Consider the following 13800-nt stretch of genomic DNA (forward strand, 5'->3'; position numbering starts at 1 on the left):
AACGGATGCGGACAGCGAAAGGAAGTGGCGCCGCGACCGAAAACCTAACCAGTTGGACAATTTTTCTTGATCGCCCCCGAAGCGGATGGGAAAGTTTCGGGCACTCGCGGGCTGGGCCGCGAAGCTTGCCGAAAATCAGGGCACCATGGGGGATCAGATGCTGTCAGTCCGTCGTCTTTCCGTCGGCCGGGGCGCCACCAGGCGCGGCCTGTTCGGGCTTTTCGCCGCCGCCGCGCTTCTCGTCGGCACCTTCGTATCGCCTGCGCCCGCCGCCGCCGAGGAGAAATTGAAGGTCGCCGCCGTGTTCGAGACCCCGATCGAGGAACCCTGGGTGAACCAGATCCATGTCGCGCTCGAAAAGGCCAAGACCGAGCACGGCATCGACTATGCCTATTCGGAAAGCGTGAAATCCGCCGATTTCGAGCGGGTGATGCGCGAATATGCCGAGAAGGGTTACAAGCTGATCACCGGCGATGCCTTCGGGGCCGAGCGCATCGCCCGCAAGGTCGCCAAGGATTACCCGGACGTCGCCTTCGTCTTCGGTTCGGGCATCGGCCCGGCGGAGCCCAACTTCGGCGTCTTCGACAACTGGATTCACGAACCGGCCTATCTGTCGGGCCTGATCGCCGGCAAGATGACCAAGACCAATGTGGTCGGCGCCGTCGCCGCCATGCCGATCCCCGAGGTGAACCGCCTCGTCAACGCCTTCTGCGCCGGGGCCAAGGAAGCGAACCCGGCGGTGAAGTGCAAATTCTCCTTCATCGGCTCGTTCTTCGACCCGCCCAAGGCCAAGGAAGCCGCCCTCGCCCAGATCGAATCCGGCGTCGACGTCATCTATGCCGAGCGTTTCGGCGTGATCGAGGCGGCGGTCGAGAAGAAGGTGCTGGCGATTTCCAACATGTCCGACCAGTCCTCGCTCGGCCCCGACACGGTGATCACCGGCCCGGTCTGGGACATGGGCCCGACCATCGCCCAGGCGGTGAAGCTGGTGAAGGCCGGCGTCTTCACCGCGCAGGATTTCGGCGGTTTCTCGACCATGGCCAAGGGCGGCTCCTACCTCGCGCCCTATCACAAGTTCGACACCCTCCTGCCCGCCGAGGTGAAGGATCTCGTCGCCAAGAAGACGGCCGAGATCATGGACGGCACCTATCGCGTCGACGTCGACGAATCCATTCCGAAGTCGGAGTAATCTTCAATGGCGCAAGCCCTGCTGGAGATGCGGGGCATCACCAAGCGCTTCGGCGCGGTCGTCGCCAACGACCGCGTCGACCTCTCCCTCCTGCCCGGCGACATTCTCGGCCTTCTTGGCGAGAATGGCGCGGGCAAGACGACGTTGATGAATGTCCTCTTCGGCACCTATGCCCCGGACGAGGGCACGATCGCGATCGACGGCAAGCCGGTCGCCATCCATTCGGCGGCGGATGCTCTCGCCCTCGGCATCGGCATGGTGCATCAGCATTTCCATCTGGTGCCGTCGATGACGGTGCTGGAAAACCTGATGATCGGCCTGCCGGGCAAGGGCCTGCGGCTGGACGAAGCCGGTGCCCGCGCCCGCCTCGCCGACGTGAAGGCACGTTTCGGCCTCGGTCTCGACCCGGATGCCCTCGTCTCCGGCCTCGCCATTGGCGAGCAGCAGCGGCTCGAGATCATCAAGGTGCTGTTCCGGGGCGCCCGCATCGTCATCCTGGACGAGCCGACCGCCGTCCTCACCCCGCAGGAAGCGGAGGGCCTATTCGCCGCCCTGCGCGCCATGGCGGCGGAGGGGTTCGGCGTCGTCTTCATCTCGCACAAGCTGCACGAAATCCGCAGCCTGACCCATAAGGTCACGGTGCTGCGCCAGGGCCGCATCGCCGCCAGCCTCGCCATGTCGGACGCGATCACCGACCGCCAGCTGGCCGAATTGATGTGCGGCCACGAGCTGACCCCGCCGGTGAAGCCGGCGAGCGAGACCGGCGAGGTTCTTCTGTCGCTCGATGGTGTCTCGACCGCGGGCGGGCGCCGGGTGCGGCTGCGCGATGTCAGCCTTCAGGTTCGCGGCGGTGAGATCCTCGGCATCGCCGGGGTCTCGGGCAATGGTCAGCGCGAACTGGCCGATGTCATCGCCGGGATGTTGCCCGTCGCCTCGGGCACGCTTCAGGTCGGCGGCCTCGCGGTGCGCGAGACCTCGCCCCGCGTCATGCAGGCCCTGGGCATCGGCCGGGTGCCGGAAGACCGCATGACCACCGGCCTGATCACCAGCCTGCCGCTGTCGGATTCCATGGTCCTGCCCCTGGTGGCCAAGAAGCCGTTCAGCCGCTTCGGCTTCATCGACCATGGCGCCATCCGCCGCTTCGTGACCGAACAGATCACCGCCTTCGGCATCCGCGCCGCCGGCCCCGACGCCCGCACCGGCACCCTGTCGGGCGGTAATCTGCAAAAGGCGCTGCTGGCCCGCGAGCTGTCGCAGGACCCGCGCGTGCTGCTCGCCGCCCAGCCCATTCGCGGCCTCGACGTCGGCGCCGCCCGTTTCGTGCATGAGCAGTTCCTGGCCCTGCGCGCCGCCGGCCGCGCCGTCATCGTCATTTCCGAGGATCTCGAGGAATTGTTCCAGATTTCCGACCGCATCGCCGTCTTCTTCGAAGGCCGGGTCATGGATGTGCTGCCCATCGCGCAGGCCTCGGTCGCCCGCATCGGCCTTCTCATGAGCGGGCAGGAGGCGGCGTGATGGCGGGTGTTGCATGGGGGATCGAGCCTTCCCCACCTGAAGGGCGGAGAGGGAGAAATGGCCCCCTCTCCGCCCGCTCGCGGGGGGAGAGGGCGGGGGGTGAGGTGGGCGGCGCGGTGGCCACACCATGATCCGCCTGCGTCTCGAACAGCGGGCGGCGACACCCGCCTGGTTCTATGTCGCGCTGCCGGTCGCCGCCATGCTGGCGACATTGCTGCTCTGCGCCGGGCTCGTCGTACTCGCGGGCGGCGATGTGATCGAGGCTTACGGTACCCTGTTCCTCTCCCCCGTCGCCTCGCGTTTCGCGCTGGTCGAGACGGCGGTGAAGGCGGCGCCGCTGATCTTCACCGGCCTTGCCGTCGCCATCGCCTTCCGGGCGAAGTTCTGGAACATCGGCGGCGAGGGGCAATTGCTGATGGGCGCCATGGCCGCCGCCTTCATCGGCGGGCGGGAGGGCTTGCCCGCCGTCTCGCTGATCCCGCTGATGATCCTCGCCGGGGCGCTGGCGGGGGGGATATGGGCCCTGGTGCCCGCCCTGCTGCGCACCCGTTACAAGGTCGACGAGGTGGTGGTCAGCCTCCTCCTCAATTTCATCGTCTTCTACGGCATGATGGCCTTGCTCGACGGCGTGTGGAAAGACCCGCTGTCCGGCTATCCGGATTCGCCGGATATCCGGGAGGAGGCGGGCTTTCCCATCCTGCTGCCCCGCACGCGGCTTCATCTCGGCGTCGGCCTCGCCCTGATCGCCGCCCCCCTCGTCTTCGTGTTGATGCGCAAGACCGTGCTCGGCTTCGCCATTCGCGCCGTCGGCGAGAACGCGCAGGCCGCCGCCTATGCCGGCTTTTCCACCGCCCGCGTCACCATGGCGACCGCGCTGCTGTCCGGCGCCATGGCCGGTCTCGCCGGGGTCGGCGAAGTGGCCGGGCTGCATTATCAGGTGATGGCCGGGATCTCGCCCGGTTACGGCTATACCGGCATCGTCATCGCCATGCTGGCCGGGCTGAACCCGCTCGGCGTCGTGCCCGCCGCCTTCTTCTTCGCCATCGTCATCACGGGGGCGGAGGCGATGAGCCGGGCGACCGGCATTCCCGTTTATCTGTCCGACGTCATCCAGGGCACCGCCCTGATCACCATGCTGATCGCGCTGCTGTTCACGCGCTATCGCCTGCGTCTCAAGGGGGTGGGCCATGGATGACATCTGGGGCCAGATCTTCCAGGTCGGCTTTTTCGCCGCCCTCTTGCGCATCGCGACGCCGCTGATCCTCGCCTCGCTCGGCGAGATGTTCGCCGAGCGGGCGGGCGTGCTCAATCTCGGCATCGAGGGCATCATGCTGCTCGCGGCCATGACCGGCTTTTCCACCGCCTATTTCACCGGCTCGCTCTGGCTCGGCCTTGCCGCCGCCATGGCGACCGGCATGGTCATGGGCGCCTTGATGGGCCTCCTCACCGTCAGCCTCGGCCTGTCGCAGCATGTTTCGGGCATCGGCGTCACCCTGCTGTGCACGGGTTTCGCCTTCTTCTTCTATCGCCTGATCTTCGGTCAGCCGGGCGTGCCGCCCTCGATCGAGGCTTTCGCCACCGTGAAGGTGCCGCTGCTGTCCGATATTCCGCTGATCGGTCCCGTGCTGTTCGACCAGTTCGCCCTCGTCTATATCGCCCTGCTCGCCGTGCCCGTCGCCGCCTTCGTCCTGTTCCGCACGCCCTGGGGCCTGTCCCTGCGCGCGGTGGGGGAGAGCCCGCGCGCGGCGGATTCGGCGGGGGTGAATGTCGCCCTCACCCGTTATCAGGCGCTGATCCTCGGCGGCGCCTTCATGGGCGCGGCCGGCGCCTTCCTCAGCATGGCGCAGTTCAACGCCTTTACCTTCGGCGTCATCTCGGGGCGCGGCTGGGTCTGCATCGCCCTCGTCGTCTTCGGTCAGTGGAGCCCGTGGAAATGCGCGGCGGGCGCCCTGATCTTCGCCGCCATCGACACCTTGCAGCTGCGCCTGCAGGCGTCCAATGTCATCGACGTGCCCTATCAGGTCTTCCTGATGCTGCCCTTCGTCCTGACCATCGTCGCCATGGCCGCGGTCTCGCGCAACGCCCGGGCGCCGGCCGCGCTGTTGACCCCGTTCCGCAAGGAAGAGAGATGAGTTTCGATCTCCTGATCCGCAACATCGCCCTGCCCGATGGCCGCACGGGCATCGACATCGCCATCGACAAGGGCGTGATCGTCGAGGTTGCCCCCGGCATCGAGGCCGAGGCCGGCCGCGTGATCGAGGGCGAAGGGTTCCTGGCAACCCCGCCCTTCGTCGACAGCCATTTCCACATGGATTCGACCCTGTCGCTGGGGATGCCGCGCATGAACCTGTCGGGCACGCTGCTCGAAGGCATCGCGCTCTGGGGCGAGCTGAAGCCGCATCTGACCGTCGAGGCGATCAAGTCCCGCGCGCTCGAATTCTGCAAACTGGCGATCGCCCGCGGCACCCTGGCCATCCGCAGCCATGTCGATGTCTGCGACGACCGGCTGCTGGCGGTCGATGCCCTGCTCGAAGTCCGGGCGGAGATGAAGCCCTGGCTCGACCTCCAGCTCGTCGCCTTCCCGCAGGACGGCTATTTCCGCTATGCCAGATCGGTGGAGAACCTGAAGCGTGCCCTCGACAAGGGCGTCGATGTCGTCGGCGGCATTCCCCATTTCGAGCGGACGATGGCGGATGGCGCCGCCTCGGTGAAGGCGCTGTGCGAGATCGCGGCGGACCGTGGCCTCCTCGTCGACATGCATTGCGACGAATCCGACGATCCCTGGTCGCGCCATGTCGAGAGCATGGCTTACGAGACCACGCGCCTTGGCCTTCAGGGCCGGGTGACCGGATCGCATCTGACCTCGATGCATTCGATGGACAATTACTATGTCTCGAAGCTGATCGGCCTGATGCGCGAGGCGGACCTGCATGTCATCGCCAATCCGCTGATCAACATCACCCTGCAAGGCCGCCACGACAGCTACCCCAAGCGCCGGGGCATGACCCGGGTGAAGGAATTGATCGCCGCCGGCCTTACCCTCGCCTGCGGCCATGATTGCGTGATGGACCCCTGGTATCCCCTTGGCAGCCACGACATGCTGGAAGTCGCCAGCATGGGCCTGCACGTCGGCCAGATGACCGGCGTCGCCGAGATGGACGCCATGTTCCAGTCGGTCACCGGCAACGGCGCCCGGGTAATGCACCTCGACGGTTACGGCATCGCCAGGGGCTGCCGGGGCGATCTCGTCATCCTGCAGGCGCGCAGCCCCTTCGAGGCTCTGCGCCTGAAGCCCGCGCGCCTGTTCGTGATCCGGGGCGGCGCGGTCATCGCGCAAACCCCCAAGGTCGAGGCGCATCTGAACCTCGGCGGCGCCGGGAGCACGCTCGACTTCACCCGCTGACGGGCGGGCGTGTCACGCCTCCTCACCCGTCTCGCCGAGACGGGTGAGGAAGTCCTCGATGTCCTCGATGCTGGCGGAGAAGCGGTAGTCCTTCTCGCCGAAGACGATCTTCGCCGTCTCCTCGTCGCGCAGCATATAGCCGCCGTGCTTCAGCACCTGAGCGTCCGGCTTCTGCGCCTTGAGGAGGTTGAGGCCGTAACGCACCGCGATGCGGCGGATGCGGCGCTCCACCGCCGACTGGCTATCCCGACGCGACATGCGCTTCCCCTTCGCTCAGCCCTGCAGCTTCGCCTTGAGGATATCGTTCACCGCCGCCGGATTGGCCTTGCCCTGGGTCGCCTTCATCACCTGGCCGACGAAGAAGCCGAAGAGCTTGTCCTTGCCGCTGCGATATTCGGCGACCTTGTCCTGGTTCTTGGCCAGCACGTCGTCGATCGCCGCCTCGATGGCGCCGGTGTCGGTGACCTGACGCAGGCCTTTTTCCTCGACGATGGCCGCCGGGGCCTTGCCGGTCTCGACCATCGCCTCGAACACTTCCTTGGCGATGCGCCCGGAAATCGTGTTGTCGGAGATCAGGTCGATCAGCTGGCCAAGGCTTTCCGCCGACACCGGGCTTTCCGTCACCGACTTGCCGAGGCGGTTCAGCATGGCGAAGAAATCGCCCATGACCCAGCTTGCCGCCAGCTTGGGATCGCGGCCCTTCGCCACCGCCTCGAAGAAGTCGGCCGGTTCGCGCTCGGCGACCAGCACCCAGGCGTCATAGGGCTTGATGCCATATTCGGCGACGAGGCGGGCCTTCTTCTCGTCCGGCAACTCCGGCAGGCCGGCCTCGATACCCTTCACCCATTCGGCATCGAGCACGAGGGGCAGCAGGTCCGGGTCCGGGAAATAGCGGTAATCATGCGCGTCTTCCTTCGAGCGCATGGAACGGGTGACGCCCTTCACGGAATCGAACAGGCGGGTTTCCTGCCGGATTTCGCCGCCGTCCTCGAGGATCTCGATCTGGCGCCGCGCCTCGTATTCGATCGCCGCGCGCACGAAGCGGATCGAGTTGACGTTCTTGATCTCGCAGCGCGTGCCGAAGGGCGCGCCGGGCCTGCGCACCGAGACGTTCACGTCGGCGCGCATGGAGCCTTCCTCCATGTTGCCGTCGCAGGTGCCGAGGTAACGCAGCACGGTGCGCAGCTTGGTGATGTAGAGCGCCGCTTCCTCCGCCGTCCGCATGTCCGGCTCGGAGACGATTTCCATCAGCGCGACGCCGGCCCGGTTCAGGTCGACGAAGGTCAGGTTCGGGTGCTGGTCGTGCAGCGACTTGCCCGCGTCCTGTTCGAGGTGCAGGCGGGTGATGCCGATCTCGCGCGTCGAGCCGTCGGGCATGTCGAGGAGCAGGCGCCCCTCGCCCACGATGGGGTCCTTGTACTGCGAGATCTGATAGCCGTTCGGCAGATCGGCATAGAAGTAGTTCTTGCGGTCGAAGACCGAGGTCAGGTTGATCTTCGCCTTGAGGCCAAGACCCGTCCGCACCGCCTGTTCGACGCAATAGGCGTTAATCACCGGCAACATGCCAGGGAAACCGGCGTCGACGGTCGAGACCTGGGAATTGGGGGCGGCGCCGAAGGCCGTGGCCGCGCCCGAGAACAGTTTGGCGTTGGACACCACCTGGGCATGGACCTCGAGGCCGATGACCATTTCCCAATCGCCGGTCGCGCCCTTGATCAGTTCGGACATGTCAGGCCCTCCACCAGGCCGCGGGTTTGGCGTCGAAGCCGGCGGCGCGCTCCAGCGCATAGCCGACATTGAGAACGCCCGCTTCGTCGAAGGCCTTGCCGATCACCTGCAGGCCGAGCGGCAGCCCTTCCGCCGACAGGCCGGCGGGCACCGACATCGCCGGCAGGCCGGCCAGATTGGCGGTCACGGTGAAGACGTCGCCCAGATACATCGAGAGGGGATCGGCCTTCTCGCCCGAGGCGAAGGCGGCCGACGGCGTCGTCGGCGCCAGAATGGCGTCGACCGTCTCGAAGGCCGTCTCGAAATCATTGGCGATCAGGCGGCGCAGCTTCTGCGCCCGGCTGTAATAGGCGTCGTAATAGCCGGCCGAGAGCACATAGGTGCCGATCAGGATGCGGCGGCGCACTTCCTTGCCGAAGCCTTCACCCCGCGTGTTCTCATACATCTCGGTCAGGTCCTTGCCCGGCACGCGCAGGCCGAAGCGGACGCCGTCGTAGCGCGCGAGGTTGGACGAGGCTTCGGCCGGCGCGACGATGTAATAGGCCGGCAGGGCGTGCCTCGAATGGGGGAGCGAGACCTCCACCACCTCGGCCCCGGCGGCGCGCAGCCAGTCGGCGCCCTTCTGCCACCAGGCCTCGATCTCGGCCGGCATCCCGTCGACCCGGTATTCCTTCGGAATGCCGATCTTCTTGCCGCGCAGGTCGCCGGTCAGGGCGGCGGCGTAATCGGGCACCGGCACCGGCACGCTGGTCGAATCATGCGGATCGTGGCCGGCGATGGCGCCGAGCAGGATGGCGGCATCGGTCACCGTCTTGGTCATCGGCCCCGCCTGTTCGAGCGAGGAGGCGAAGGCGATGATGCCAAAGCGCGAGCAGCGGCCATAGGTCGGCTTGATGCCGACGGTGCCGGTGAAGGCCGCCGGCTGACGGATCGAGCCGCCCGTGTCGGTGCCGAGCGCGGCGACGCAGAGGTCGGCCGCCACCGCCGCGGCCGAGCCGCCGGAGGAGCCACCGGGGACGAGCGCGGCCGTATCGCCGTTGCGCCGCCACGGGTTCACCACCGGACCGTAGTAGGAATTCTCGTTCGAGCCGCCCATGGCGAACTCGTCCATATTGGCCTTGCCCAGCATGACCGCGCCTTCGCGCCACAGGCTGGTGGTCACGGTCGACTCATAGGTCGGCGTGAAGCCGTCGAGAATGTGGGAGGCGGCGGTCGTGAGCACGCCCCGCGTAGCATAGAGGTCCTTGATCGCCAGCGGCAGGCCTTCGAGGCTGCCGGCGGTGCCCGCCGCGAGCCGCGCATCCGAGGCCGCCGCCTGCTCGAGGGCGAGGTCCGGCGTTTCGGTGATATAGGCGTTGAGGCCGCGCGCGGCTTCCATCGCGCCGAGATAGGCGCGGGTCAGCTCGACGGCCGAGAACTTGCGGGCGCGCAGGCCCTCGCGGGCCTCGGCGAGGGAGAGGCGGGTCAGATCGGAAGCCATCACTCGATCACCTTCGGCACGGTAAAGAAGCTCTCCAGCCGGTCGGGCGCATTGGCCAGCACCTTTTCCGGATCGCCGCCATCGGTGATGACGTCGGCGCGCAGCGGCAGCGAGCGATGGACGACGCTGGTCAGCGGCGCGACGCCGGTGACATCGACGGACTGGAGCTGTTCGACGAAGTGAAGAATGCCGTTCACCTCGTCCGCGAGGGCGGGCAGTTCGGCGTCATCGACGCGAATCCGCGCGAGACGCGCGACTTTCTTGACCGTAGCGGGATCGACCGACATGAGCTTGCTTCCCGGAAAATGCAGGCCGGGAACCTAGCAACCCCGACGGGCCGGTGGCAAGCGCCAGGGTTCAGGAAGGTGCGATGTCACAGCCGCAGATCGGGCAGGCCTGCGCCGTTTGCAGCGGCAACCGGATGCCCGCCTGTTCGAGCAGGCCCATGGCCTTCCGCAAATGCTCGCTGTGCGGCGTCGTGGTGCAGCGCGCGGCATAGAGCGCGCCGTCTTCCGGCCCCAAGGGTTGGCTGGTCCAGGCCCGGGCCGAGGCCGCCGCCATCACGAGGCTGGGCGCCGAAACCGACCCGAAGAGAAATGCCCGCCGGCTGATGCTCATGATCACTCGCCTGTTCTCCCCCGGCCCCGACCATCCGCCCGAAACAACGCCCTGTCAATTCGGCGGCACGTCAATTCGGTGGAACGAAGACCTGCACCACGGCGGCGAAAGCCGGCAGGGCCTCGCACGTCTCGCCGAAGGCGGCGAGCGCCGGCCAGCGCCCGGCCTCGAACAGCAGGGGATGCGCCTCGCGCAAGAACCGCAGCGCGCAGCCGAGCGCGATATCCGCCTGCCCCGGCCCCGCCCCGAAGAAGAAGGGCGCATCCAGCGCCGCCACCTCCGCCTCCAGCCGCGCCAGCACCGCCGCCACCTGCCCCTCGCAACGCGCGATCCAGCCGGCCGAGGTCGCCTCATGCAGCGCCCGCTCGTAGACCAGCGCCACCGCCTTTTCGGCAAGGCCCGTCGCCAGCGCCGCGATCTGCAACTGCCGCCGCCGCGCCGGCCCCGCCGCCGGCAACAGCCGCCGCGCCCCCGCCCCTTCGTCGAGATGATCGAGGATGGCCCCGCTCTCGATCAGCACCTCGCCATCGTCCAATACCAGCACGGGCACCCGGCATAGCGGATTATAGGCCCCGACCCGCGCCGCATCCGCAAACACCGACCACGGCCGATGCTCGTACCCGAGCCCGAGCAGCCGCAGAGAAACCGCGACCCGGCGCACGAAGGGGGAGTCGTATTGTCCGATCAGGATCATTCAGGCGGCCCGCAGTGGATGACATCCGGCAGTCTCCCGCGCCGGAAGCCCGCGAGCAAGCAACCCGTCAGCGCCCCGACGCCGAAGCGTTCCCCGACTCTCACTCTCGACGGTACAGTCGTCATATCAATGGCCCGCTATCCGCAAAAGGGTTGGGGCAGAATTATGTATAGCGTCCACTGAATTGCGGGCACCTGGACCGGAGGCGCCCGCAATATCGCGGCAGTTCAGGTGTTGCCGGCCGGTGTCGCTTCGATGACGACGCCGAAGACGCCCGTCGACAGGCATCGGTCCATGAGTTCGATGATATAAAGCTCGAGCTGGGCCATGACCGCCCGCACCGGGGCGCTCTGCAGAAAGCCCGGCCTGTGGATATAACCTTCGGCCACCCGTTCGATGGCGCCGTCATCGGTCAGTTGCTTCAGTTTTCGCCGGACCGTTTCGCGCGGCAGTCCGATTAGATGGGCCAATCGCTGTACCGTCGATCCGCGCTGCAGACTGCCGAGGACAACGTCGAGACCCACGATGGTTTCCTGAAACCGGGGATCGTCAGCGAAGTGATCGACGCTGAGAATACCGACCAGATCGTAAAGGACGATGGCCTCCAGATCGTTGTCGTGATGGGGCGCGCGGATCCGGTTGACGGACAGATGAAAAACGGTGAAGGCGCGCAGGAGATCGCACCAGCGGTCTTCCAGATCGCCGGGAACGATTCGCGCCGCGCGGGGCGGCAATGCCCTCGCATCGGCACCGGTCGCCTCGACGATCACATGCCCGCCATCGACCATGCCCCGGCCGAATTGCAGCGTCAGTTCGTGCACCGCCCGGACCGCCTCCCAATAGGGTTTGGTCTCCAGGATTCCCGGCCGAAGCCGATAATGCCTGTCGTCCGTGGACACCGCGTATCCATGATCTATCAGTCTCAGCAGCTTGCGCCGGACAGTTTCGCGCGGCAGGCTCGTGGCCTGCGTGATCGACGCCACGGAGCAGCCACCGCCGGGCATCTTGGCGCTTTCGCCAAAGCTGGCGCCCAAGGCATCCAGTCCGATGATATCGGCGATCATCGCCATTTCGGCGTCACCGAGAAAAAGCGGGGCACGCACCTGATACAGGCTGCACATATAGGTCGTGAGCACGCGGCCGAGCCAACGCCACCGGTCCTGCCCGGCGGCTATGTGGAAGCGATATTGCTGCTGCCAAGACCCCTGGAAATCGGCCATGAAACCACCGGTCACACCCCCGCGTCGGCAATGGGATAAGCGCCCTGTTCCCCGGCGTCAACCGCCGAAGCCGTAACAGGAAAACCGCGGAGTTCCGGGGACGCTATACCGAATGGCATATCCCCGGCTCGCCTTCCTCTACCGCGACAGTCGGCAGACATGCCGCGCGATGAAACTGGGCACGGCGATATCGGTTTCCCCGGAAATGGAAACGCGGTGCCGGCCCTCACGCTCGCCCGGAATGCGGTCCGCTCGTGAACGGGCAACATGACAGGCGCCTGCCCTCAGGTGCCTGCCCACAGGCACGCCCTCAGTGGCTGATCATCCAGGGGCGTTTCGAGGGGAAGCTCTTGGCGCCGGACGGGGTCTTGGCCGTGGCGCTCTTCTTCTTTTTCGTCGTCGTGCAGCAGGAGCAGCCGGCGCGATGGCTTTTCGCCGCCTGTTTCGCGGCATATTCGCCGACGCTCATCGGATTGTGCTGCGAGCGCTCGTTGGTTTCGAGCGCGATGCGCCGCTCGGTGCCGACGCAGGCCATCATGGGGGCGGTCAGATAGGCCCGGGGGGCGTCGCCGCCGCAATCGGGACAGGGACAGGGCAGCGCGGAATCCGCCATCGGGCGGAGTTCGGTGAAGGGCCCGCAGTCCAGGCACTCGTATTCATAAAGCGGCATTCTCGACCTCCGAAGGTCCCGGCCGGCGCGCGGCCGGGACTCCGCTGATGGCTCAATCGTAGGCGATCGGCATGTCGATGTCGCCGGTCAGGAATTTGGTCGGACCGGCGGCACAGGGCTTGATGTCGAAATCGAAGATCTCGGTCGGCAGCCACAGGGTGGCACAGGAGTTCGGAATGTCGACGACACCCGAGAAATGCCCCTGTACCGGGGCCGAACCGAGGATCGAATAGGCCTGGGCGCCGGAATAGCCGAATTTCTTCAGATATTCGATGGCGTTCAGGCAGGCCTGACGGTAGGCGACATTGGCGTCGAGGTAATACTGCTTGCCCGTCTCGTCGACCGAGATGCCTTCGAAGATCAGGTAATCCTTGTAGTTCGGCGTGATCGGCGACGGCTTGAAGATCGGGTTCTTGATGCCGTATTTGGCCATGCCGTCCTTGATGATCTCGACCTTGAGATGCAGCCAGGCCCCCGCCATTTCGATGGCGCCGCAGAAGGTGATCTCGCCGTCGCCCTGGGAGAAGTGCATGTCGCCCATGGAGAGACCGGCGCCCGGGACATAGACCGGGAAGAAGATCTTCGAGCCGCGCGAGAGATCCTTTATGTCGCAATTGCCGCCGTGTTCGCGCGGCGGCACGGTGCGGGCGCCTTCGGCCGCGGCCTTGGCCTTGGCTTCGCCGGTCAGCTTGCCCATGTGGGCGGTCGACGGGAACGGCGGATTGGCCAGTGGCGGCACCCGGGCGGGATCGGTCGCGATCAGGCCGGTTTCACGCGCATTCCAGGTCGCGAGCAGCTTCGGGTCGGGCAAGGTACCGATCAGGCCGGGATGGATCAGGCCGGCGAAGGACACGCCCGGAACGTGGCGCGACCGCGTGAACATGCCTTCGTAATGCCAGATCGACTTCTGGGCATAGGGGAAATGGTCGGTCAGGAAGCCGCCGCCGTTCTTCTTCGAAAAGAAGCCGTTGAAGCCCCATTCGTGGCCAGCCAGCGTGCCCGCGTCGAGAATGTCGACGACGAGCAGATCGCCCGGCTCCGCGCCCTTGACCCCGATCGGGCCGGACAGGAAGTGCACGATCGACAGGTCGACATCGCGGATATCTTCGGCGCTGTCGTCATTCTTGATCGCGCCGCCGGTCCAGTCGTAGGTCTCGACGATGAAGTCGTCGCCCGGATTGACCCAGGCCACGATGGGAATGTCGGGGTGCCAGCGGTTGTGGACCATCTCGTTCGTATAGGCCGATTGCGACAGGTCGACCTTGATCAGAGTATCGGGCACA

Annotated in this window: 14 protein-coding genes; 5 read left to right on the plus strand and 9 right to left on the minus strand. The window is 66.5% G+C overall.

Features of this window, described 5'->3' with window-relative positions; genetic code table 11:
- Window positions 1-157: 157 nt before the first annotated feature.
- The 5 genes from DKG74_RS16700 to DKG74_RS16720 all read left to right on the plus strand — a co-directional run bounded on the left by DKG74_RS16700 (window position 158) and on the right by DKG74_RS16720 (window position 6107).
- Window positions 158-1189: a BMP family protein gene (locus tag DKG74_RS16700; RefSeq protein ID WP_109907432.1), complete on the plus strand. Its 1032-nt coding sequence runs from the start codon at window positions 158-160 to the stop codon at window positions 1187-1189.
- 6 nt (window positions 1190-1195) lie between these two features.
- A complete protein-coding gene (locus DKG74_RS16705) occupies window positions 1196-2704 on the plus strand; it encodes an ABC transporter ATP-binding protein (protein WP_109907317.1) in 1509 nt (502 codons plus the stop codon).
- Window positions 2705-2831: 127 nt separating this feature from the next.
- Window positions 2832-3899, plus strand: coding sequence for an ABC transporter permease (locus DKG74_RS16710; RefSeq protein ID WP_109907318.1), 1068 nt, complete (start codon window positions 2832-2834; stop codon window positions 3897-3899).
- Complete coding sequence (locus DKG74_RS16715; RefSeq protein WP_109907319.1) at window positions 3892-4836, plus strand: ABC transporter permease; 945 nt, start codon at window positions 3892-3894, stop codon at window positions 4834-4836. The genes DKG74_RS16710 and DKG74_RS16715 overlap by 8 nt, the downstream gene beginning before the upstream one ends.
- Window positions 4833-6107 (plus strand): amidohydrolase family protein, encoded by a 1275-nt coding sequence (locus DKG74_RS16720; RefSeq protein ID WP_109907320.1) that lies wholly within the window; start codon window positions 4833-4835, stop codon window positions 6105-6107. The genes DKG74_RS16715 and DKG74_RS16720 overlap by 4 nt, the downstream gene beginning before the upstream one ends.
- Window positions 6108-6119: 12 nt before the next feature.
- Here the strand turns inward: DKG74_RS16720 and DKG74_RS16725 are convergent, their stop codons facing one another.
- The 9 genes from DKG74_RS16725 to fmdA form a co-directional block, all read right to left on the minus strand.
- A complete protein-coding gene (locus DKG74_RS16725; RefSeq protein WP_133251614.1) occupies window positions 6120-6365 on the minus strand; it encodes a hypothetical protein in 246 nt (81 codons plus the stop codon).
- A gap of 15 nt (window positions 6366-6380) precedes the next feature.
- A complete protein-coding gene (gene gatB / locus DKG74_RS16730) occupies window positions 6381-7835 on the minus strand; it encodes an Asp-tRNA(Asn)/Glu-tRNA(Gln) amidotransferase subunit GatB (protein WP_109907322.1) in 1455 nt (484 codons plus the stop codon).
- Between the two features lies 1 nt (window position 7836).
- Window positions 7837-9315, minus strand: a complete 1479-nt coding sequence (gene gatA / locus DKG74_RS16735; RefSeq protein ID WP_109907323.1) for an Asp-tRNA(Asn)/Glu-tRNA(Gln) amidotransferase subunit GatA — start codon at window positions 9313-9315, stop codon at window positions 7837-7839.
- On the minus strand, window positions 9315-9602 hold the full coding sequence (gene gatC / locus DKG74_RS16740) for an Asp-tRNA(Asn)/Glu-tRNA(Gln) amidotransferase subunit GatC (RefSeq protein ID WP_109907324.1): 288 nt from the start codon (window positions 9600-9602) through the stop codon (window positions 9315-9317). The genes gatA and gatC overlap by 1 nt, the downstream gene beginning before the upstream one ends.
- 70 nt (window positions 9603-9672) lie before the next feature.
- Window positions 9673-9933: a hypothetical protein gene (locus DKG74_RS16745; protein WP_109907325.1), complete on the minus strand. Its 261-nt coding sequence runs from the start codon at window positions 9931-9933 to the stop codon at window positions 9673-9675.
- Between the two features lie 70 nt (window positions 9934-10003).
- The gene (locus DKG74_RS16750) at window positions 10004-10627 is read right to left on the minus strand and encodes a glutathione S-transferase family protein (RefSeq protein WP_109907326.1); all 624 of its coding nucleotides are present in this window, start codon (window positions 10625-10627) and stop codon (window positions 10004-10006) included.
- A gap of 227 nt (window positions 10628-10854) precedes the next feature.
- On the minus strand, window positions 10855-11847 hold the full coding sequence (locus tag DKG74_RS16755; protein WP_109907327.1) for a helix-turn-helix domain-containing protein: 993 nt from the start codon (window positions 11845-11847) through the stop codon (window positions 10855-10857).
- A gap of 310 nt (window positions 11848-12157) precedes the next feature.
- Complete coding sequence (locus DKG74_RS16760; RefSeq protein ID WP_109907328.1) at window positions 12158-12517, minus strand: FmdB family zinc ribbon protein; 360 nt, start codon at window positions 12515-12517, stop codon at window positions 12158-12160.
- Window positions 12518-12569: 52 nt separating this feature from the next.
- Window positions 12570-13799 (minus strand): formamidase, encoded by a 1230-nt coding sequence (fmdA, locus tag DKG74_RS16765; RefSeq protein WP_109907329.1) that lies wholly within the window; start codon window positions 13797-13799, stop codon window positions 12570-12572.
- Between the last annotated feature and the right edge of the window lies 1 nt (window position 13800).

Source organism: Zavarzinia aquatilis (genome assembly GCF_003173035.1).
GTDB classification, from domain to species: domain Bacteria; phylum Pseudomonadota; class Alphaproteobacteria; order Zavarziniales; family Zavarziniaceae; genus Zavarzinia; species Zavarzinia aquatilis.